Genomic DNA, 21,133 nt, shown 5'->3' with positions numbered 1-21,133 from the left:
CGGATGTTGGTCGTTGCCCAACGGCGTTGACCGTCAAGGCCGGTGCTTTCCCCGCTTTGCACCGGAGTGGTTACTTGTAGCGCCGAACGGGCGGCGTTGAAATGACGCGTTGTACGCTCCACCGAAGCAACCGGGGCGTCACAGACCCGGGAAGGCGACCACATTCGGCCGCCTGTCATCACATTCCTGGGGCGACTCACCGCCCGGACTCCCGCCGCGTCTTGCGCACCACGGTACCAATATCGACACCCAATGCACGCGCGGCCTTGCGTTTACTGCCGAGAACCCTGATCGCTTCGCCGATAAGTTGCGTTTCGTATGCCCGGACTTCCTCTTTCAGCGAAATGTTCGGGAAGCCGCGCGGCGGTCCAGCGCGAGTCGGATCAATAAAATCGGCCACGTCCTTGTCCGTGACAGACGCCGGCAAGTCGTGGGGACCTGCGTCGCCCTCGGCCACCACGGAGAGGTGTTCGACGATGTTGGCGAGTTCGCGAATGTTGCCCGGATAGTCGTGTGCAAGCAGCGCGGCGCGACAATCGTCGCCCAGATGCAAGGGCGGCACCCGCTGTTTGTTGACGCGCGAGACGAACAGATCGAGCAAGTCGCCGATCAAATCACGCGATTCCCGAAGCGGTGGCACGTCAAGCGCTATCACGCTGAGTCGGAAGTAAAGGTCGCGGCGGAAGCGGCCCTCATCGACCATCAAGTCGAGGTCCCGGTTGGTCGCCGCGATGACGCGCACATCGACACGCTTGGCGGTCGCCGCACCGATGCGTTGAACCGTTCCGTCCTCGAGAAACTTCAGCAGCTTTGCCTGACTGATGAGCGGAATTTCGCCGACCTCATCGAGGAACAGCGTACCGCCGCCGGCGTTTTCGATCAGCCCCTTCTTACCGCCCTGCAGCGCACCGGTGAACGAGCCACGCTCGTAACCGAACATCTCCGACTCAAATAAGCTCTCGGGAATGCTGCCGCAGTTCACGTGCACGAAGGGTCGGGCATCACCGCAGACAAGGTTGTGCAGATGTTTGGCAATCTCGGTCTTGCCGGTCCCGGACTCGCCCGTCAGCAGCACGCGCGCGCGCCGGGCCATCGCCCGCTCGCCATAGGCGATGACGGATTCCAACGCCGGGTTCGTCACCATGTGATCGACCGGCGTCGCGTCCGTCAGTTTGGTGCTGCGGAAACGGAAGCGCTCCTGCCCAGGCCGCGGTGCGCCCGCGTTGCGCTGGTGATCGATAACGTCGAGATCGCGCATCACGAAGAGGGTAAAGACCGTGTCGCGCCGGCGATCACGCACGGGCCTGACCGAAATCAGCATGGCGCGGCCATCCGCCGTCGTCGCATAGAGGTCGGCGCGCGTGTTGTTGTGATAGGTGTCGACCAGTTCCGTGCAGTCAAGTGTGCTGGTCTCGGCCATGTCGACCAGGCTGCTGCCCATCAGGTCGGCGCGCTTTAGACCGTGAATGCTCTCGGCGGCACGGTTGGCAAGCACGATGATGCCCGCGCTGTCGACGGCCATCAACGCATCGGGCATCGAGTCCGCAATGGCGCCGACCGCCGTATCACCGAGCGCGGCCAGCAATTCGGCAGGCGGTGTGCCGTCCGGCGTGTGGCCGATATCGAACGCGCGGAATCTCATGAACCACCCGCCGCGGCAAGATCGACCTCTAGGCCACGCAGTGTCGCGACATAGCGCGGCGCTGTGCCGCCCTCATCAATGCGCGTCAGATTGACGTCGCAGGCGCGCGTCGCGCCGGCGGCATCGGCAACCGTAACCTGAAGGCGCACACTGTCGGTCCCGGTGTTCAAGCGGCTGGCGATCGCCGCGAACCCGCCGTCGAATGTGACGATGCCGTCGACGCCCATCCCCAGCGCGGCATCGATCGACCAGCCGAGCGCTGCTTCCAGTGCCGGGTTGGCCGCCTCCAGCCTGCCGTCGGCATCGAGCACCAAAATCGGATCGGGAACGGCGCTCAACACATCAACCATGTCGTCGACGCGGCGCGTCAGTTCATGCTCCATGCGCTTGTAGCCGGAGATATCACGCGCGGTTCCCCAAAGACGATAAAGCTTGCTGTCGCGAATGTGGGCGCGCACGTCATTCTCGACGTACATCGCCGTGCCGTCATGGCGCTGGTCAACCGACAAGGCGTTGTCGAGGTTGAAGTCGGCGCCGATCAGGTTCTTGACGAACTCCTCGTTCGCCGGACTGTGCGGAAAGTAAAAACGCACACTCTGTTCGTTGAAGTCGAGGTCGGCCGGCAGTTTGTAGAGTTTCGCCATCGCCTCGTTGCACAGCCGCCAATAGGAGACGTTCTCGAAAAACTGGCGCAAGACCTCCGACTCCGGCGCACTGAGGTCAAGCGGTTCGGCGTACTCGATGCACCAGCAGGCGTCGCTTGCGGTTCCGACGATACCGCGCAGCACGGTGTTCTCACGCGCCATGGAATCGGCACGCAACGTCGTCTCACTCGGCCGCGACTTGGCCAGCCGCAGCAGCGGCGCGCCCGCCGCGTTGCGGTCACGGGCGATATTGGCCATGACGTCGATCAGCGAACGGTTGCGGCAACGAAGCTGTAACGCCACGCCCTCGTCGGTGCCCAGGTCGCCGGCCGCTGCATCCTCAAGCTGACGCGCAAGAAGGTCGGTCGCCGATGCGGCATAGACATTCGCCAGCGGCATGCCGTCCAACGTGCCGGGCGCATAACCCAACGCATCGGTCTGGTAGCGATTGGCGGCAACCAGTCGTCCATCCGCGCCGATCACGTCACACATCATCGGCACGCTGTCGAACAGCGCGCGCCGCGTGTCGTGATCGGTGCGTTGCGTCATCGTTCAGGCCGTACCAAGCCAACCGTCAATCCAGGCCGAGCGATGGCCATCGCGCGTCCACAGGATTGGGAAGTAATCTTCTTCCATCACGCGGTCACCGTGACGCATGTAGCGGCCGTACATTGGGCCGGTGCCGGTAGCGATGTTCTCAGGCACGTATTCCGCCTCCGACGAGATGCAATGGGAGACCAGCGAACGGCGCGGGACGGTTGCCTGGTTGAACCCGGACCCGTGCCAGGTCCAGCCGTGATGAAACGATCCACCACCTTTCTTGGCCACAACGGGGACGACTTCCGGCTCGTCGATACCCTCGGCCGCCGCGGCCTGACGCATGAACTTCTGATAATCCTCAGGACCATGGAACTCGCCCTCCGGCTCGCTATGGCGCCATTTGTGGCTGCCGCGAACCAGTTCCATGGTGCCGCTCTCGGCGCTGGTGTCGTCCAAGGCGATCCAGCAACTGATCATGTCGGATGGGTTGATCCAGGCGAGATAGGCCGAGTCCTGATGCATGCCGAGGGGCCGCGTGCCCGGCGGCTTCCACAAGACGTTGTCGACCTTGATACGCGCGCCGGGCCAGCCACCTAGCGTCGCACAGGCGCGTCCGATGTCTTCGCGCAGGACGACGCGGGCAACGGCGCGGTCGCCCTTCCAGCCATTGCAGATCTGGCGCGTCAGGCTGGGATCGCCGGTGCTTTCTTGCCAGTTCACCTCGTCAGGGCGAATGCCTGTTTCGAATTCGCCGCGGAACATCAACTCAAAGTGCCGCTTGATATCTTCGACCGTCTCCTCGTCGAGCAGTTTGTCGACGAACAGGAAGCCGTCCTCGTTGAATCGTTCAATCTGATCTTGGCTAAGCTCGATCATCGGGGTCTCCGTCACGGCTCTAGGGCAGATCCTGCTTTGATGGAACCGCTTCGCGGTTCCGTCAATGAAGGTGAATCTGCCCTACTCATAGAGTGAGAGCGGATTCACGTGGTTATGTGGAACCGTCGACCGGTTCCACATAACCACGACCCGCTCTAAGGCAGGCAGTCCAGATAGGTCTTCAGGTCCCATTCGCTGACTTCGGCGTTGAACCTGTCCCACTCGTCGGTCTTGTACTCCATGTAGATTTCGTAGAGCCGGCCGGGCAGCGCCGACTTGATCACCTCATCGGCGGCAAGCGCCTCCAACGCCTCGCCAAAGTAGCGCGGCAGGCGTTTGACCTCCTTACCGGCCTCCATGGCCTCATAGATGTTTCGGTGCTCCGGCTGGCCGGGGTCGATGTTGTTTCGAATGCCGTCATCGAACGACTTGAGCAACGCGGCGGCCATCAAATAGGGATTAACCATGGAGTCGACCACGCGGAACTCAAAACGTCCGGGTGCGGAGACGCGCAACGATGTCGTACGGTTCTGGTAACCCCAGTCTGCATAGACCGGCGCCCACATGCCCAGATCCAGCATGCGGCGATAAGAATTCACCGTCGACGCACCGATTGCGGTCAGCGCCGGCAGGTGCGCCATCATGCCGCCGATCGCCTGGCGGCCGACGGGACCGGGCATCCAGTCGCCGGGCTCACCCAACAGCATGTTCTCGCCGCCCTTGCGGTGGTGGAACACATCCTTCACGCCCGGCAACGGTTCGTCGACACGGGCCACGACCTCCTCATCGCCGCCGCGCCACAACGACATGTTGTGATGGCAACCGTTGGCGGGCATGCCCATGAAGGCTTTGGCGAGGAAACAGGCGATGAGGCCTTCCTCACGCGCAACCTGGGCGCAGATCTGGCGATAGGTCGTCAGGCGGTCGCACGTGCGAAGCGCCTCGTCGAACATGAAGTTAAGCTCAAGCTGGCCGGGTGCGTCCTCGTGATCGCCCTGGATCATGTCCAGACCCATCTGCTGACCGTAGTCGATCACCTTCATGTAGACCGAGCTTAGTTCCTCGAACTGGTCGATGTGATAGGCGTAGGGTTTGGTCGGTCCGCCGTCGGGCATGCCGTCCTCGCCCTTCTTCAGCCAGCACATCTCCGGCTCGCAGCCGTGGCGCAGGTGAAGACCATCGTGGTCGTCCATGAACTGCTGGTGGACGCGGCGCAGATTGCCGCGCGCGTCCTCTTCCATGAAACCGCCCGGCTTGCCTTCCTGCTGGCGGCCATAGAAGACCGTGCAGTAGACGCGCGCGGTGCGCTTGTTCCACGGCAACTGGCAGAAGGTGTCGGGATCGGGGATCGCGATCAGCTCGTGGGCATTCGACGGGAAACCCAACAGTTCGCCGGCGCGGTTCGCAAAGACGTTGGTGACGCCGCCATACCAGGTCTGGATGCCATTCTCGGCCATCGCCTCCCAGTGCGGCGCGGGCGCGGCCTTGCCCATGATGCGCCCGGTGATCGAGATGTACTGGTAATAGATAAAGTCGATCCCGAGGTCGTTGATCTTGGCGCGGACCTCGGCGACCAGTTCGTCGCGGCCGGGGGTTTGGACATAGGCATCAACATCAAGCACGAACCGGTCTCCTCAACATCTAGACGGCCTCGAGATAACGTGCGCGTTCGAACGCGCTGACATGGCGACGCAGCACCGCTTCTTCACGGCGGCGGCTGGCAACGAAGTAATCGATGAAGGCGTCGCCAAAGATCGTGCGCGCCTTCTTGCTGGCGTCCAGCCGGTCGGCGGCCTCCAGGAGATCATGGGGCAGGCCAGGCATGTCGTCTGGCGTCTCGTCCGGCCCACCGCCAGCCATCGGCGCGGGCAGCTCGGTCGCGTTCTCGATGCCATCGAGCGCGGCGCCCAAGGTCAGCGCGATCGCCAGATAAGGATTGGTGTCGGCCGCCGGCAGGCGGTACTCGAGCCTGGCCGCAGCTTCCGGTACCGGCACCGCACGGACCGCGACGGCATAGTTCTGGATCGCCCAGGTCGCCGTGCGCGGCGCCCAATTGCCCGGCGTCAAACGGCGCCATGCGTTGACGGTATGGGCAGCGAGCGCCAAGGCGTCGGGGGTCAGGTCGACCAGACCGGCGATGCCATGGCGCATGACAGCGCTCATGCCGTCGCCGTCGGCGGGGTCGTGGAACAGGTTCTGGCCGCTTTCCTTGTCGGCCAGGGACAGATGCACGTGGCCGGACAAGCCCGGGAAGTCGGCCGAGAGCTGAGCCATGAAACTCGCCGTCAGGCCGTTGCGGCGCGCGAACGCCTTGGTGAAGGTCTTGAACAGAACGGCGTCGTCAGCCGCGCGCAAGGGGTCGGTCGCGCGCAAGGTGCCCTCGAAACAGCCGGCGCCCAATTCCAGACCCAAACCGAACAGGCCGACACCGGCGCGCTCCAGAACGGCTTCGAGATCGGCGACCAGATCGGCGTAGATCGCTGCCGACTGGGCGGACCAGCAGCGGTTGTCGACCGCGTAGGTGTCGAAGCCCTCCCAGCCTTTGCCGCGCAGGCTTTCGCCGGTCTCGTCGATAACGATGAACTCGAACTCCAGCGCCGTCTTGACGGCGTAGCCCATGGCATCGGCGCGCGCGATCTGGGTCTTCAGGACTTCGCGTGGGCTGAGCGGCGCCGACACGCCAGCATAGTCGGCGAAGACGAGGGCGGCGTTCTCCTCAAACGGATAGTCGCGCAGCGACACCGGATCGATCCGCATGGTCTCGCCGACAAACGGGCCGTCGCGATAGACCGCATCGGCCGTATCCCACTTGTGCAGGACGTTGACGAAGCTGCCGTCGTCGCCGAACACGGCGGCGAGATCGTCGGGAGCCAGCCGCCGTTCCCGAAGGCTGCCGTCAAGATCGGGAATCACCACGTGCACCGTGCGCACGCCGCGTTCGGCGAGATGCGCGGTCAGATCGTCGCTGACCGGTGTCGGCGTGTTGGCGCCCGTCACGTGTCTCCCAGTTCCCTTCTCCGCCGGAAGCCTTGATCGGTCTCTTGGCGGTGTTGCGTCCCGACCCCATCGTTGCAAGGGCGATGCCAGTCGGAAACGAAAATTTTTCTACTGATAAATCAATATGTTAGTGGGCAACGGGTTTGCAGCCCAGATCGGACCGCCATCCAAACGCTGCGAATCGCCAGCAATTGCTGCATTTCTGCAGCACAGATCTAGCCCGCCAGGACCTCCAGCGGAACGTCTCCGGGACCGGCTAGCATCTCCAGACCGGCTTCGCCCAACATCCAGGTGCCGCCCTGGATCGTGCCCCTTCCCTGGCCGGGCAGCGCCAGGCAGGCGTGGAGGACAAACACCATGCCTGGTTCCAGGCGCTGATCGATACCCCGGCTGATCTGCAGGGTCTCGAGCCAGACCGGTGGGTAGGCGATGCCGATGCCGTAGCCGAACCGCATCATCGCCGCCTCAGTCAGACCGGCGCCACGTAGCGGCTGAAGCGAGGCCTCCTCCACCTCGGCGACCGGTACGCCGGGCCGGATCGCTGCCATGCCAGCGGCAAGCGAGGCGCGGGTGAGGTCATAGAGCTCGCGGTCGTCGGCGTTCGGCTCGCCGGCCGCCATGGTCGAGATCGCCACCGCGTGATAGCGCCGGTCGACGCCGGCGAATTCCATATGGACGAGGTCGCCCGGTTCGATGACTCGTGGCCTCGGTGTGCCGTGACCGCCGGCGTTGCGGCTGCCGGAGGTGAGCTCCGTCGGGATCGCCCAGAAGTCACTGCCCGAACGCCGCATCGCGGCCTCGATCTCGGCAGCCAGGGTGATTTCGGTGATGCCGGGCTGAAGCGTGCGCCGGGCAGCTTCAAGGCCCGCCTCCGCATGGCGCGCGGCACGATGCAATGCGTCGATCTCAAGGTCGGACTTAAACCAGCGAAGCCGGCCCAGCGTTTCGGTAGCGTCGCGCAGTGGCGCCGGCGACAGCGCGTCCTGCAAGCGAGCGGCAAGCGCCTGGGTCGCCACATAGGACTGTGTTTCCATCGCGACAGGACCATCGCGCAGACCCTTTTCCTCGGCGGCGGCCGCGATCATCGCCACGGGGTCATCCATATGAAGGTGATAAGTGCGGATGTCCCGGACCCAGGACGTCTCGGTCACCAGAGAGAGGTCGACATTGCGCACGACGATCACCGGTTCGTCGTCATCGGCCAGACCGAAGATCACCGCCTGTGGACTGTTGACCGCGACCCAGCTGTCATAGCCGCCGAGGTAGAACAGGTGCTCCGGCGCCATGATGACGGCGATCTCGAAGCCGGCCTCGCGCAGCGCGTGGCGAGCGCTTGTCAGGCGCTGCCGATGCTCGGCCTCCGGAAACGCGGCAAACTGGGGCATCGATCCTCCCGTCGGTTGGACCAGAGGATAGGACGCCGACTGATGCGTCGGCCAGCGCCTTGATGGTCAGCCGTGCTGGGCGAGCCCGGTCACATCAACAGTTGCTGTGCGTCGATCTCCGCCGGCAACCGCTTCCATCACATGGGAGAGTTCAGGCGGCGGCGCGACCTCCTCCGGGATCACGAAAAGTCCGTGGCGGCGCGCGGCAAGGCCGACATCTGGCCGCGCCGTAACCCAAACGAACGGAATGGAGAGCACGAGACCGATGACGACCGGCAGCAGCCACCAGATGTAATCAGGCGCCAGCAGCCACACGCCGAGCCCTGTCAACACGCCGATCACCGTCGCCGCAACGTGTGGACGCGCGGCATCGGCCCAGGTCAGCGCGTTGACGCCGCGGTGTTGCGCTTTCCATCCAACAGCGCTGCCGACCAGAACGGCGACCGAAAAGAACGCGTGATGCACCATCATGATCGGCGCCAGAAGCGCAGAAAAGGCGATTTCCAGGACCGTGCTTACCAAAACGCGCCAGCCGCCGCCGAAGGCGCGACGCGCACAGTTGTCCGTGAGTGTCAGGACGAGCGCGAGGAGACGCGGCGTCGCGAGCATCGCCATCGTAACGGCAAACAGCGACAACGTTTCTTCGGTATGATCTTCAGGCCAGTTGGGGAACAGGCTGTAGCCCTCAGGGAAATAGGCATGCCCGACAATCCGCGTGTAGCCAAGGTCCGCCAACGACAAGATCAGAAAGCCAAGCCACAACAGCGACGACAGGTAAGCCAGCGCGCCCATGCCAAGATGCAGGCGGCTGAGCAGTGTCAGGCCACGCAATCCGATCAGGCGCAGGTGCTGCAAGTTGCCTTGGCACCAGCGACGGTCGCGTGTCGCGAATGCAATGACATCGCCCGGCAGTTCTTCGTAACTGCCTTCGGTTTCCGGCAGCAGCCAGACCGCATAACCGGCGCGCGTCAGGAACGCGGCCTCGACAAAGTCATGGCTCAGGATCTCGCCACCCAGCGGCGGTTTGCCAGGCAGATCCGGCAGGGCGCAATGGGTCATGAAAGCATCGAGCCGGACGATGGCATTGTGGCCCCAGTAGTTGCCGTTCCGGCCTTGCCAGAAGGCGAGCCCGGTCGCCATCAGGGGCCCGGCAAGCCGATTAGCGAATTGCAGGACCCGGCCGAACAACGTCTGCTGGCCGACCGGCAAGGGCTGCGACTGGATCAGGCCAACATCGGGGTTGGCTTCCATCAACGCGGCCAGACGCACCATGGTTGAGCCGGCCATGACGCTGTCGGCATCCAGTACCAGCATGAAGTCATAGTCAGCGCCCCAACGCCGGCAGAAGTCTTCGATGTTGCCGACCTTGCGCCGGTGATTGACGGTTCGACGTCGATAGATGCTGCGCCCCTCGCCTCGTGTCTGACGCTCGAAACCGGCGAAAGCACCCGCCTCGTAGGCGGCCCCCTCGCCATCGGGCGTGTCGCTCAACATGAAAAAATCGAAGCGGTGTCGATGCCCCTGCGCGACAAGCGCGCGGTGCATGGTCATCAGGCCGCCGACAACCCGGTCGGCGTCTTCGCGGTAGACCGGCATGACCAGCGCCACCCGCGCCCTACCGGCATCCGGTTCACCCGACACGAGCGGCGTCACCATGCGCGCCGGCGAGACATGTCTGGTGCGCGCGATCACGATCACCGCGCCGCCCAGAACCGCCGTCCAGAACGAGACCGCAATCCACCCAAACGTCACGACGAAGAGCGCGAGGATCACAAGCTCAAGTTCGTTCAGGCCCTCGTTGGCCAGAATGGTGGTCATGACCCAACCGCCGACGCCGACGCTGGCTAGCACCAGCATCGCGAACATGAGCGGCCGCCATATCCAAATTGGCGGCTTCAGGCCGGCGTCCATAGGTAACTCCACGTCTCGGTCAGGATCTCGCCGTCAAGTTTCAGGAAACATCTGAGATCCGCCGGCGCGCCATCCGGTTCATAAATGAAGGCGGCACGCCAACAGCCGATCTCCGGCACGGCCTTGATAACGACGGGCTCGACCCGGCCGGCGCTGATGGCGACGTCACCGCTCACCTGCTGCTCGGGCCGCAACAAGTCGAGGTCGCCGCCGGCGAAATCGATGACGAATTGGCGCGCCGGTCCGGTGTCTTCTTCCAGCCAGGGATTGGCCTTGCCGACCCGGGTCGCCGTCACACGTCCGCCGGGCGGTTGACCGGTACGGCTATCCAGCGTCGCGGTCAGGCGATAGTTAAAGGTAAGCGATTGGCCCGCGACGACCGGCTCGTCGGGCACCCAGTAGGCGACGATGTTGTCATGGATCTCGCGCTGACTGGGAATTTCGACAAGCTCGATACGACCCACCCCCCAGTGACCTTGCGGTTCGATCCACAGATCCGGCCGGCGCTCGTACTCGGCCTCGACGTCCAGATAGTTTTCGAAGTCGCGATCGCGCTGCATCAGGCCAAAACCCTGGGGCGGATCGGCCGCGATTGGCGTAATGGTCAGTTCATCGCGATTGACCAGGGGCCGCCAGACCCATTCGCCGTTGGCGTGATGGATGGCAAGGCCGTCGGAATCATGAACCTCCGGGCGAATGTCGTCGACATCGACCCGGTCGTTCTCGCCGAATAGATACATGCTGGTCAGCGGCGCGACGCCCAGCTTGGCGACGTCGCGGCGCGGGTAGATCACACTCTCGACATCGACAACCGTGTCCGTGCCGGGCGTAATCGTGAAGCGATAGGCGCCGGCGACACTCTGGCTGTCCAGCAGCGCATTGATGACGATGTGATCAGCGTCCGCGGCCGGCTTTTCGATCCAGAAGGCGCGGAAGAACGGAAACTCCTCACCGGCCTCGCTCGCCGTATCGATGGCCAAGGCGCGCGCCGAGATGCCATAGATCTGCTCGCGGCCGAGAACGCGAAAATAAGACGCGCCAAGAAAGACCGCGATCTCGTCGTCATAGTCGGGCTGGTGCAGGGGGAAATGAACGCGGAAACCGGCAAACCCGGTGACGTCTGCCAGGCCCTCGCCGAGATCGTTGCCGCCAAAATCGAACATCTCGCGGTCGTAGGCCAGCGGCGCCGACTGCCCGTTCTCGACCAGACTGATCGCGATCGGCCGCTTGAACAGAAAGCCCAGGTGAAAGAACTGCAGGCTGAAGCGCCCGTCGCCTTGCCATAGCGCGCCGTTAGGCATGAAGCGGATCTTGCGATACCCGTCATAGTCAAGATCGCGCAGCGAGTCGGGCAGCGGTGGATGGGAATCGTCGAACGGGTTTGACGCGCGCTCGGCGGCCATCGCCTTGACGGTCTCGAAACTGAACGCAGACGCGGACGCCGGGCGGTGACCCAGCGGCAAGAACAAGGCAGCGGTGCCCAAACCCATACACGCACGACGCGACAACATACCCGGATGTAACTCCCCGGTTCTGATGTGCGCTCGACTATCTGCGATTTATGCGGATCAATTTGGCGGAATTGAGGAGACGACAGTATTCAGGACCTGACCCTCTTAGGCCTAACTCGGCGCCAGCCCGCTCACCCTCCCGGCCACCCATGGCAGCATCCTGGGGGGCTCGGCGAAAACACCACTTGGCGGCTTGCCCTGGAAGAGGGGGAGCGGACAGATGATGCCGATCCAGTCGTGAACTCTCTAGGATCGCGGACAGGATCCGACGCGCCGCAGACAAAAATGCGTCCCACGGTCGATGAAGCCTGACTGCAAGAGAATGTCGAGCAAGCCCTGGTGACCGCGATCGAAGGCCTCGCCGCCGCTGCCGATCCGATTGATGTGGACGGCATCGCAACCGGCATGGCGGGCTATCTGGGATAGGCCCGCAACCGCGCAGCTGGTGATCTGGCCCAAAGCGACGCCCGCGATGATGATGTCATGGCCGATAAGCGTGCGGCCGCACATCAGGTCCGGCTGAACGTGATAGGCGATAAGACCGTGGATATAGTCCTTGTCATCCTCGATCGCGATCCAGCCGGCGTTGTCGTTGTCCATGTCGACGGACTCATGAACATGGCGGCGCCACCGCTCCAAGGAAACGTCCTCAAAGGCGAGCTGGATCAGGGCAAACGCCTTGTCCAGTTGATCCGACTTTAATGGCCTTGCGTGCAGGTTGTCAGTCACGCCTTCCACCGGCATCGTGCCCCAAGGTAGAGCATTTTACCGGTCGGGCCTGCGCGTGAATTGACCTAGGTCAAGTCCTAGAGCAGATCGCACTAGCCGTCTTATCGATCGATAGTGGATTCACGCGACTAACCAGAGCCGCTGAGCGGCTCTGACTAACCGCGATCCGCTCTAGCGCATTGGATTTGTGCGCCTGCCAGCCTCATATATAAAGGGACAGGGAACCCGATTGGAGGGTACCGGTGGCACGTTTCGATATTCTGCCGCAGCCGGTGGCGCACACGGGCGGACAACAGCCGGCGCTGATGCCGTGTGCGGCTTGTGACGTCCGTGAGCTGACCATCTGCGATGCCTTGCGCGATCGTGAGATCGACCGTATGGCCCAGATCGTCACCCGCATTCCCGTGCCCGCCGGGCGGACATTGTTCCAGGAGGGCGACGACGCCGATCACGTCTACAACATCATCGATGGTTCGTTGCGCCTGTTTAAACTGATGCCTGACGGCCGACGGCAGATCACAGGTTTCCTGTTCGCCACAGACTTCGTCGGCATCGCGCTGAAAAAGCGGTATGCCTACAGCGCTGAGACCATCACCGACTCGGTCATCTGCCGCTTCCCGCGCGAGAAGCTGGAGGCGCTTTTTGCTGAGCTTCCGGCGCTGGAGACGCGGCTGCTGGAAACCGCCGGCAACGAATTGATCGCAGCCCAGGATCAGATGTTGTTGTTGGGCCGCAAGACGGCGGTCGAACGGGTCGCTTCGTTCCTGCTTCATCTCACGAAGCGCCTGCGAGCGCGCGGCATGAAGGGTGACATGATCGGTCTGCCCATGACACGCACCGACATGGGCGACTATCTGGGTCTGACGGTCGAGACAGTCAGCCGCACCTTCACCAAGCTGCGCCGCGACGGCCTGATCGCCACGCCGACGCCGCACGAGGTCGAGATCTGTGATCTCGACGGTCTGCGTGAAGTCGCCGAAGGCAGCTAACGGTCGACTCGCTGGCGCAGCGTCGGCACCAGCCCACTCCCCCTCCCGGTCACCCATGGCAGTACTCTTGGGGTGGTCGGGAGGGGAAGTGGGCTGGCGATGCCAACTAACATTTAGGAGCAGCTAACGCCCTTTCTTGTCCTGGTCAGTCTCATCGTTTTCGTCATAAAGGATGCGCTCGGCCGCACCGTCCAGGTCGTCGTACTGACCGCTCCGCAACGACCATAGGAACGCGACAAGACCGACGAGCCCAAGCAGCAGGGCCGCCGGAATGAGGATCAGCAATCCGCTCACAACCGCTTTCTGCGGCCGGCAAGGCGCAGCGCGTTGCCAACCACGATAATGGACGAACTGGACATCGCCGCCGCGGCGACCAGGGGTGTCACAAAACCCATGATGGCGAGCGGCACGGTGATGATGTTGTAGCCGGCAGCCATGACGAAGTTCTGGCGCACCAACCGGTTGGCGCGGCGGGCCACGTCCAACACGGTCAAGACCGCATCCAACCGGCCGCCCTGGAACACCGCATCGGCCGCGGTCTGGCTGATGTCCGCCGCGCTGCTTGGCGATAATGAGACATGGGCCGCGGCAAGCGCCGGCGCATCGTTCAATCCGTCGCCAACCATCAGCACACGCCGTCCCTGCCGTTCGAGCTCAGCCAGCCGCTCACACTTATCATCAGGCCGGCACTCCGCGCGCCAGTGTTCGATGCCGGCAACGGTTGCGGCCGCTTCGACAGCGCCGGCACGATCGCCGGACAGGAGTTCGACGGCCAGGCCCTTTCGCTTGAGCACGGCGACCACGTCGCGGGCGCCGTCGCGTAATCGATCGGAGAACGCGAACCGAACCGTGGTCCCGTCGGCGTGCCTGAGCCACAACTCCGGACCGTCCAGATCGTCCTGCTTGTTCGTTTCGATGCCGCACCACGGGCGATTGCCGAGCTTCACCTCGGCCCCGTCTCGGACCATGACAAGACCCGAACCCGGCACCTCCCTGACATCCTCGGCCAGCGGCGCAACCGGCGCCGCGCGAACCAAGGCGCGGGCGAGGGGGTGGCGGCTGGCCGCGGCGATCGAGGCGGCAAGCGTCAGATCGGCGGCAGCGATGGCATCGCGGTTGATCAGGTCCGGTTCGCCCTGGGTCAAGGTACCCGTCTTGTCGAACACGACCGTGTCGATCGTGGCGAAGCGCTCCAGCGCGGTCGCCGATTTCAGCAGGATGCCACCGCGCATCAGCCGTCCGCTGGCGATAACCTGAACCGCCGGCACGGCGAGCCCCAGGGCGCACGGGCAGGTAACAATCAGGACCGCTATGGCGATCATCAGCGCATCCTGCCAGGCCATGCCGCCGAGCACGAACCAGCCGAAGAAGGCACCGGCGGCCAAGCCATGAACAACAGGAGCATAGAAGCGCGCAACCCGGTCAGCGAGTGCGACATACCCCGCGCGCCGCTGCTCAGCGGCTTCCATCAACCGCACGATGTCGGCAAGTACCGTGCCTTCGCCGGTCGCGCTGACAACGAGCGTCAACGGTGCGCCCAGGTTCAGCATGCCGGCATGGACGACGTCACCGGCATGGATATGCCGCGGCATCGTCTCGCCGGTTATGAGACTGGTATCCAGTTCGCCATCGCCGGCGACGACTTGGCCATCGACCGCCACGCGTTCGCCGGTCGCAACCAGGACATGTTGGCCCAGGTCAACATTGGCGGGGTGGCGGGCTTGGCGCGTGCCGTCCGGGTTGATGACCGTCACCGGCGCTTGGCCCAGGGCCAAAAGTCGCTCGGCGGCAAACCGCACCTTGCCGCGCGCGCGGTGATCGAGATAGCGGCCGACCAGCAGGAAGAACAGCAGCATGACCGCTGAATCAAAATAGGCGTGATCGGCGCCGCGCATGGTCTCGGCTAAACTCATGGCCGACGCCAGGATGACAGCGAGCGAGATCGGCACGTCCATGTTGGCGCGTCGATTGCGCAACGCCGCGATGGCGGAGCGGAAGAACGGACGCCCGGCATAAACAACGGCCGGCAGCGCGATAAGCGCCGAGAGCCAATGGAACAGGTCGCGCGTCGCCGAAGTCATGCCCTCCACATGACCCGACCAGATGGAGACCGAAAGCAGCATAACGTTGGCGGCGGCAAAACCGGCAACCGCCATGCAGCGCAGTAACATGCGCCCGTCTTGTTCGTAGGCTCCGGACGCGGATATCGGATCGTAGGGCATGACGCGAAAGCCAAGCCCGGCGACCGCGCGGGCAAACGTGTTGGCGCGCGCGGCCTGGCCATGCCAGCCGACGGCAAGGCGCCGGGTGCTGAGGTTCATGCGTGCTTCGGTGACGTCGTCAAACCCGGCGAGCGCGCCCTCGATCTTGCGCACACAGCCACCGCAATGGGCGCCCTCGACCAGAAGATGCAGGCGGTGGCCGCCGTCACCGGCGTCTTGAATGAAGTCCGTGCAATCCACCGCGTCCGCGTCGTTGGCCACATTCGCGGACGCGGCCGACGAGGCGGGCTTCAGGTGGACGACGTCGCTCATGGCGATAACCGCAACCGCTCGGCCGCGCGATAGATGTCGCCACCCTTTGCGATCTCGAACCGTAGATCCCATTGACCAGAGAGCGGCGCCAGAAACGTCGTGCGATAGCGCCCGGCGCCAACTTGACTGAAGCTGACGTCGAAGTCGTAGCCTTCATGGGTCGGTCGGACGAACCTGCCGACGATGACCGCACCGTCGATCGGTGCGCCGTTGGCGTCGGCAAGGACAAGCTCGGCCTCATGACCGTCGGCGGTCGTGTTCGTCGCGATGTCAACCGTCCACCCCAGCGCGTCGCGTGCCTCGACCTGGGCGATCGTCTCGTTATAGGCCAGACCCCGGTTATAGGACTCGCCCGTGGTCAGGCCGGTCCATGTACCCAACGCGATCCAGATCATCGTGCCGTTGGCGATGACGACAACGACAAAGCCCAGCACGATCAGACCGGGAATCCATCGGTCGCCGCGCATCAACCAGGCTTTTGCACCCATCATCTCAGGGCCCTCTAAAGACAGTGCCACGCCGCACCGTTTCGGATGACTGAAGTTCGGTCAGCACGAAGTTGAAGTCTTGAACCTCACCTTGAACCAGGTCCGCCGGGACGACCATGAAAACACGATAGGTCGCGACCGTGTCGGAACCGGCGGTCAGGCGGGCAATGTTCTGACTTGCCGAGTCCTCTTGGCCGACAACGGTCATCTCGGCATACCCCAATCCCTCGAACGCGAGTTTGTAAGCCTTCTCCTCGCGCGTCATGTTGAGGATTTTGATCGTATAGCCGTTGCGGATGCTGCCATCCGATAGCGTTACAAAGAGCGGGTTGCGGTCGTGCAGGACATTGATGTCGACCTGCGCACGGGTCGCCAGACTCCAGACCATGACCGTGGCGACGACAACCAGCAGGACAGAGTAGATAATGGTCCGTGGGCGGATCAGCCGGTATCTCAGCGGCTTACCTTCGGCCTTGTTGGCGAGGTTGCGGTCGGTGTCATAGCTGATCAGGCCCCTGGGCAGATCAAGGCGACCCATGATTTCGTTGCAGGCATCAATACAAAGCGCGCAGCCGATGCACTCAAGCTGAACGCCGTCGCGGATATCGATACCGGTCGGACAGGCGGCGACGCATTGTTTGCAGTCGACGCAGTGTCCGCGGCCTTCCCAGCTGGTGCCCTTCTTGTGCTTGCCGCGTGGCTCGCCGCGCCAGCTCTCGTAGGTCACGATCATCGTGTCCTCGTCGAACATGGCGGATTGGAAACGCGGCCACGGGCACATGTAGACGCAGACCTGTTCGCGCGCCCAGCCGGCCAACAGATAGGTCGTCGCCGTGAACAGCGCGAAGAAGCCGTACACCTTGAGTGAGGCCTGGCCGGTCAGGATGTTCACCACGACGGTCGGCGCGTCGTTGAAGTACATGATCCAAGCGCCACCGGTCAGCGCGGCAATGATCAGCCAGACACCGTGCTTGGCGGCCTTCTTCGTGAGTTTTGAGGACGACGCCGGCGCCTTGTCGAACCGCATGCGTTTGGTACGGTCGCCTTCGATCAGGCGTTCGACCCACATGAAGAGATCGGTCCAGACCGTCTGCGGACAGGTGTAGCCGCACCACACGCGGCCGAACAGACTGGTCACGAAAATCAGGCCGACGGCGCCCAACAGGAGAATGCCGGCGAGGTAATAGATTTCCTGCGGCCAGATCTCGATCCACAGGAAGTAGGCACGCCGGTGCGGCATATCGATCAGAAACGCCTGATCGGGGGCGTTCGGTCCGCGATCCCAGCGGATCCACGGCGCGATGTAGTAGATGCCCAGCAGGACGATGAGAACCGTCCATTTCAAGCGCCGGAACGTGCCCGCCACCTTCTTCGGGTACACCTTGACCCGGTTCTGGTAGAGGCTCTCATGCTTTTGTTCTTGGCGCGATTGGGCGTCCGCGTTGCCATAGATATCAACCATGGCGCCTTACTGTGACCTCGCGTCCTGTTGTTGTTACGGTGACGCGCTTCTTAGCGGCGCGCGACCGTGGTCTATCGTCTTGTTGTATCGCCTTACCGTACTGTCCTACTGGCCGCCGCCCAGCGTGTGCACATAGACCGTCAGCATTTTGATGGTCTCCGGGTCCAAGCGATCGACCCATCCCGGCATCACGCCGTGCTGCGGCCGCCAGATCTGGGCTTCGATATCGGCTTTCGTGCCACCATAGAGCCAGACTTGGTTGTTGAGCGCAGGCGCGCCCTGTTCCATATCGCCGACCCCGCCCTCGGCATGGCAGGCAACACAGTTTTCTTCGAACAGCACCTCACCACGCGCCGCGGCATCGCGGTCGACAGACTGTCCGCTCAGCGACAGCACGTAGTCGGCGACATCGGAGACCTGGGACCGGTCCAGGATGCCGTCGCCGAACGCCATCATCTCGGAGTAGCGCGACTGGATGTCGTCGGTTCTGACGCCGTGCAGGATCGTCTCATGGATCGCCTCGAGCGTTCCGCCCCAGATCCAGGCGTCGTCGGCCAGCGTCGGGAAACCCGGCGCGCCGGCGCCGCCTTGACCGTGGCAGGGCGCGCAGTTGTCGGCGAACGCCGAACCGCCGCCGGCCATGGCGAAGTTCAAGAGTTCGGGATCGTCACGAATTTCTTCGAGCTGAGCCGCCGCAATCTTCTCCAAGAATACAGACTGCTGTTCCCGCGCCGTCGCCATGGTCTGTTCCAAACGCTCGCGCGCCGGTTCCTGAAAACCTTCGACACCGGGGATCGGCGACGACCAGAAGTAATAGCCGATCGACCAGATGACGGTCGCCCACAGAATGTAGAGCCACCACTTCGGCAACGGGTTGTTCAGTTCCTTGATGCCGTCCCATTCGTGGCCGGTCGTATCCTGGCCGGTGACAGCATCCTTTTCGATCTTGGTCGGCATCGGCTCAAGCCTCCCCGTTGTCGTCTTTGAACGGGATCTTGCCCTGTTCCTCAAAACTCTTTTTGCTGCGCGGCCGGTAGGCCCAAATGATGATGCCGACGAACAGCACGATCAGCCAAACGACCCAGAGTTCACGCGCGATATCCGAGATTTCCTGGAGCGACATCACAGCACCTATTGCTGCACCACATCGCCGGCATCGATGTCGGCGAAGTCGACCATGCGGCCGAGGATCTGCATGTACGCAATCAGTGCGTCGAGCTCGGTGAGCTCACGATCATTGCCGTCGAAATCACCGACCATGGCGTTGGGGTAACGCTCCAGAAGACCGCTGTGATCCGCATCGGGGTCGGCCTGGGCCACCAGATCGGCATAAGCGTTCTCGACCATCATCTCGTCATAAGGCACGCCGACCGCGATCAGCGCATCCAAACGCGCGACGATATCCTCAGTCTCCAACTTGCGATCGGCGAGGAACGCATAACCCGGCATGATCGATTCCGGCACGATCTCGCGCGGGTTCAGGAAATGCGCGACGTGCCATTCGTTGGAGAATTTGCCACCGACCCGCGCCAGGTCCGGGCCCGTGCGCTTGGAGCCCCACTGGAACGGATGGTCATACATGCTCTCGGCCGCCAGGCTGTAGTGGCCATAACGCTCGACCTCGTCGCGGAACGGGCGGATCTGCTGGCTATGGCAGACATAGCAGCCTTCGCGGATGTAGATGTCGCGGCCGCGCTGCTCCAAGGGCGAATAGGGTCTAACGCCTTCGACACGCTCGATCGTCGTGTCGACCACATAGAGCGGCACGATCTCCACCAGGCCGCCGATGGCAACGGTGATCAGGGTCAGAACCATCATCAGCGTGACGTTGCGTTCGATGCGGTCATGTTTGATGAACGAGGCCATGGTTCCGTCCCCTATTCCGCCGGCTGCGTGGCGGCTTGCGGCGGTCTGGCGACCGCTTCATCACGAACGTCACCGCGCACCGTGCGCCACAGATTGTAAACCATGATCAATGCACCGATCAGGAACAGGGCGCCGCCCATCGCGCGCACGACATAGAACGGGTGCATGGCGACGACGGTTTCGACGAAAGAGTACTGAAGGAAACCCAGCGTATCGTAGGTCCGCCACATCAGGCCCTGCATGATGCCGGAGATCCACATCGCGATGATGTAAAGCAGGATGCCGACGGTCGAAATCCAGAAGTGCCAGTTCACCAGCTTCAGCGAATAGAGTCGCTCGCGCCCCCACAGTTTCGGAAACAGATAGTAGATCGCGCCGAAGCTGATATAGGCGACCCAACCCAGCGCGCCGGAATGCACGTGGCCGATGGTCCAGTCGGTGTAGTGGCTCAAGGCATTGACCGCCTTGATCGACATGACCGGGCCCTCGAAAGTCGACATACCGTAGAAGCCGATCGAGACCACCATCATGCGCAGAACCGGATCGGTCCTGAGTTTGTACCACGCGCCCGACAGCGTCATGATGCCGTTGATCATGCCGCCCCATGACGGCATCCACAGCATCACTGAGAACGTCATGCCCAGCGTCTGCGCCCAGTCGGGCAGCGACGTGTAATGCAGGTGATGGGGCCCGGCCCAGATATAGAGGAAGATCAGCGACCAAAAGTGAACGATGGAGAGCCGGTAGGAATAGACCGGCCGCTCCGCCTGCTTGGGCACGAAGTAGTACATGATGCCCAGGAAGCCCGCGGTCAGGAAAAAGCCCACCGCGTTATGGGCGTACCACCACTGGGTCAGCGCGTCCTGGACGCCAGAGAACAGCGAATAGCTCTTCGCACCCGTCCAGTCGACGGGGATCGCCAGGTTGTTGACGATGTGCAACATCGCCACGGTGACGATGAAGGCCAGGAAGAACCAGTTGGCGACATAAATGTGCGGCTCGCGCCGCTTCATGATCGTGCCGACAAAGACAACCAGGTAGACGACCCAAACCACGGTCAGCCACAGATCCGCCATCCATTCGGGTTCGGCGTACTCGCGGCTTTGCGTCACGCCGGTGACGTAGCCCCAGGCCGCGATGACGATGAAGAAGTTGTAGCCCCAGAACAGGAAATTGCCCGCGTGCGCGCCGCCGAACAGTGATGTCCGGCAGGTCCGCTGCACGCAGTAGAGCGACGTGGCGAAGAGCGCGTTACCACCGAAGGCAAAGATCGCGGCGGAGGTATGGACCGGCCTGAGCCGTCCGAAGGTCGTCCACGGCAGATCCAGGTTGAAAATCGGAAACGCCAATTGCAGCGCGATGTAGACGCCTGCCAGAAACGCCACGACACCCCAGACCATGGTCGCGATGGCGAACCGGCGTATGACCGCATCGTTATAGGTCACGGTGTCTTTGGAAACGGCGGTATCGCCGGCCAGCGCTGTCTCGGCCATTCGTCATTCCCCCCAGCGGAATTGACACGCCATGTTGTTGGCCGGCCTTCCCAGAAATGGCCGCCT

At 63.1% G+C, this 21,133-nt stretch carries 18 protein-coding genes; 1 reads left to right on the top strand and 17 read right to left on the bottom strand.

Annotation, left to right across the window (positions count from 1 at the left end; translation table 11 throughout):
- Positions 1 to 196: 196 nt before the first annotated feature.
- The 9 genes from AAF563_19560 to AAF563_19520 form a co-directional block, all read right to left on the bottom strand.
- Entirely contained in the window at positions 197 to 1,642 is a 1,446-nt protein-coding gene (locus AAF563_19560; GenBank protein ID MEM7123483.1) for a sigma 54-interacting transcriptional regulator, read from the bottom strand.
- On the bottom strand, positions 1,639 to 2,835 hold the full coding sequence (locus AAF563_19555; GenBank protein MEM7123482.1) for a PAS domain-containing protein: 1,197 nt from the start codon (positions 2,833 to 2,835) through the stop codon (positions 1,639 to 1,641). The genes AAF563_19560 and AAF563_19555 overlap by 4 nt, the downstream gene beginning before the upstream one ends.
- Positions 2,836 to 2,838: 3 nt before the next feature.
- Positions 2,839 to 3,702, bottom strand: a complete 864-nt coding sequence (locus tag AAF563_19550; protein ID MEM7123481.1) for a phytanoyl-CoA dioxygenase family protein — start codon at positions 3,700 to 3,702, stop codon at positions 2,839 to 2,841.
- A gap of 155 nt (positions 3,703 to 3,857) precedes the next feature.
- Positions 3,858 to 5,324, bottom strand: a complete 1,467-nt coding sequence (locus AAF563_19545; protein MEM7123480.1) for a glutamine synthetase family protein — start codon at positions 5,322 to 5,324, stop codon at positions 3,858 to 3,860.
- 19 nt (positions 5,325 to 5,343) lie between these two features.
- On the bottom strand, positions 5,344 to 6,699 hold the full coding sequence (locus AAF563_19540; GenBank protein ID MEM7123479.1) for a glutamine synthetase family protein: 1,356 nt from the start codon (positions 6,697 to 6,699) through the stop codon (positions 5,344 to 5,346).
- A gap of 215 nt (positions 6,700 to 6,914) precedes the next feature.
- The gene (locus tag AAF563_19535; protein ID MEM7123478.1) at positions 6,915 to 8,084 is read right to left on the bottom strand and encodes a Xaa-Pro peptidase family protein; all 1,170 of its coding nucleotides are present in this window, start codon (positions 8,082 to 8,084) and stop codon (positions 6,915 to 6,917) included.
- Between the two features lie 66 nt (positions 8,085 to 8,150).
- Positions 8,151 to 9,995, bottom strand: coding sequence for a glucans biosynthesis glucosyltransferase MdoH (gene mdoH, locus AAF563_19530; GenBank protein MEM7123477.1), 1,845 nt, complete (start codon positions 9,993 to 9,995; stop codon positions 8,151 to 8,153).
- Positions 9,980 to 11,506, bottom strand: coding sequence for a glucan biosynthesis protein G (locus AAF563_19525; protein MEM7123476.1), 1,527 nt, complete (start codon positions 11,504 to 11,506; stop codon positions 9,980 to 9,982). Before AAF563_19525 ends, mdoH begins: the two co-directional genes overlap by 16 nt.
- A gap of 246 nt (positions 11,507 to 11,752) precedes the next feature.
- A complete protein-coding gene (locus tag AAF563_19520) occupies positions 11,753 to 12,235 on the bottom strand; it encodes a hypothetical protein (GenBank protein MEM7123475.1) in 483 nt (160 codons plus the stop codon).
- Positions 12,236 to 12,477: 242 nt separating this feature from the next.
- On the opposite strand from AAF563_19520, the gene AAF563_19515 reads away from it, so the two are divergent.
- Positions 12,478 to 13,224 carry a helix-turn-helix domain-containing protein gene (locus AAF563_19515; GenBank protein MEM7123474.1) on the top strand — a complete coding sequence of 249 codons (747 nt, stop codon included), beginning with the start codon at positions 12,478 to 12,480 and terminating at the stop codon, positions 13,222 to 13,224.
- A 123-nt stretch (positions 13,225 to 13,347) separates the two neighbouring features.
- Here the strand turns inward: AAF563_19515 and ccoS are convergent, their stop codons facing one another.
- From ccoS to ccoN, 8 genes are all read right to left on the bottom strand, one after another.
- Positions 13,348 to 13,518 (bottom strand): cbb3-type cytochrome oxidase assembly protein CcoS, encoded by a 171-nt coding sequence (gene ccoS, locus AAF563_19510; GenBank protein MEM7123473.1) that lies wholly within the window; start codon positions 13,516 to 13,518, stop codon positions 13,348 to 13,350.
- Complete coding sequence (locus AAF563_19505) at positions 13,515 to 15,758, bottom strand: heavy metal translocating P-type ATPase (protein ID MEM7123472.1); 2,244 nt, start codon at positions 15,756 to 15,758, stop codon at positions 13,515 to 13,517. The genes ccoS and AAF563_19505 overlap by 4 nt, the downstream gene beginning before the upstream one ends.
- A complete protein-coding gene (locus AAF563_19500) occupies positions 15,755 to 16,249 on the bottom strand; it encodes a FixH family protein (protein MEM7123471.1) in 495 nt (164 codons plus the stop codon). The genes AAF563_19505 and AAF563_19500 overlap by 4 nt, the downstream gene beginning before the upstream one ends.
- A 1-nt stretch (position 16,250) precedes the next feature.
- Positions 16,251 to 17,708: a cytochrome c oxidase accessory protein CcoG gene (gene ccoG / locus AAF563_19495; protein ID MEM7123470.1), complete on the bottom strand. Its 1,458-nt coding sequence runs from the start codon at positions 17,706 to 17,708 to the stop codon at positions 16,251 to 16,253.
- Positions 17,709 to 17,813: 105 nt separating this feature from the next.
- A complete protein-coding gene (gene ccoP / locus AAF563_19490) occupies positions 17,814 to 18,665 on the bottom strand; it encodes a cytochrome-c oxidase, cbb3-type subunit III (GenBank protein MEM7123469.1) in 852 nt (283 codons plus the stop codon).
- Positions 18,666 to 18,669: 4 nt separating this feature from the next.
- The gene (locus AAF563_19485; protein ID MEM7123468.1) at positions 18,670 to 18,831 is read right to left on the bottom strand and encodes a cbb3-type cytochrome c oxidase subunit 3; all 162 of its coding nucleotides are present in this window, start codon (positions 18,829 to 18,831) and stop codon (positions 18,670 to 18,672) included.
- An 8-nt stretch (positions 18,832 to 18,839) separates the two neighbouring features.
- Positions 18,840 to 19,574 (bottom strand): cytochrome-c oxidase, cbb3-type subunit II, encoded by a 735-nt coding sequence (gene ccoO, locus AAF563_19480; GenBank protein MEM7123467.1) that lies wholly within the window; start codon positions 19,572 to 19,574, stop codon positions 18,840 to 18,842.
- Positions 19,575 to 19,585: 11 nt separating this feature from the next.
- Positions 19,586 to 21,067: a cytochrome-c oxidase, cbb3-type subunit I gene (gene ccoN, locus AAF563_19475; protein ID MEM7123466.1), complete on the bottom strand. Its 1,482-nt coding sequence runs from the start codon at positions 21,065 to 21,067 to the stop codon at positions 19,586 to 19,588.
- Positions 21,068 to 21,133 lie beyond the last annotated feature (66 nt).

The sequence above is a fragment of the Pseudomonadota bacterium genome (assembly GCA_039028155.1).
In the GTDB taxonomy this organism is placed as follows: Bacteria; Pseudomonadota; Alphaproteobacteria; order SP197; family SP197; genus JANQGO01.
The sequence above is the reverse complement of the archived record's forward strand: the minus strand, read 5'-3'. Positions and strand labels throughout refer to the sequence as shown.

Coding starts and splice junctions, on each gene's coding strand:
- ccoO (MEM7123467.1), bottom strand. CDS start 19,574: ATGGCCTCGTTCATCAAACATGACCGCATCGAACGCAACGTCACGCTG.
- ccoP (MEM7123469.1), bottom strand. CDS start 18,665: ATGCCGACCAAGATCGAAAAGGATGCTGTCACCGGCCAGGATACGACC.
- AAF563_19560 (MEM7123483.1), bottom strand. CDS start 1,642: ATGAGATTCCGCGCGTTCGATATCGGCCACACGCCGGACGGCACACCG.
- mdoH (MEM7123477.1), bottom strand. CDS start 9,995: ATGGACGCCGGCCTGAAGCCGCCAATTTGGATATGGCGGCCGCTCATG.
- AAF563_19525 (MEM7123476.1), bottom strand. CDS start 11,506: ATGTTGTCGCGTCGTGCGTGTATGGGTTTGGGCACCGCTGCCTTGTTC.
- AAF563_19550 (MEM7123481.1), bottom strand. CDS start 3,702: ATGATCGAGCTTAGCCAAGATCAGATTGAACGATTCAACGAGGACGGC.
- AAF563_19485 (MEM7123468.1), bottom strand. CDS start 18,831: ATGTCGCTCCAGGAAATCTCGGATATCGCGCGTGAACTCTGGGTCGTT.
- AAF563_19555 (MEM7123482.1), bottom strand. CDS start 2,835: ATGACGCAACGCACCGATCACGACACGCGGCGCGCGCTGTTCGACAGC.
- AAF563_19535 (MEM7123478.1), bottom strand. CDS start 8,084: ATGCCCCAGTTTGCCGCGTTTCCGGAGGCCGAGCATCGGCAGCGCCTG.
- AAF563_19505 (MEM7123472.1), bottom strand. CDS start 15,758: ATGAGCGACGTCGTCCACCTGAAGCCCGCCTCGTCGGCCGCGTCCGCG.
- AAF563_19500 (MEM7123471.1), bottom strand. CDS start 16,249: ATGATGGGTGCAAAAGCCTGGTTGATGCGCGGCGACCGATGGATTCCC.
- ccoN (MEM7123466.1), bottom strand. CDS start 21,067: ATGGCCGAGACAGCGCTGGCCGGCGATACCGCCGTTTCCAAAGACACC.
- ccoG (MEM7123470.1), bottom strand. CDS start 17,708: ATGGTTGATATCTATGGCAACGCGGACGCCCAATCGCGCCAAGAACAA.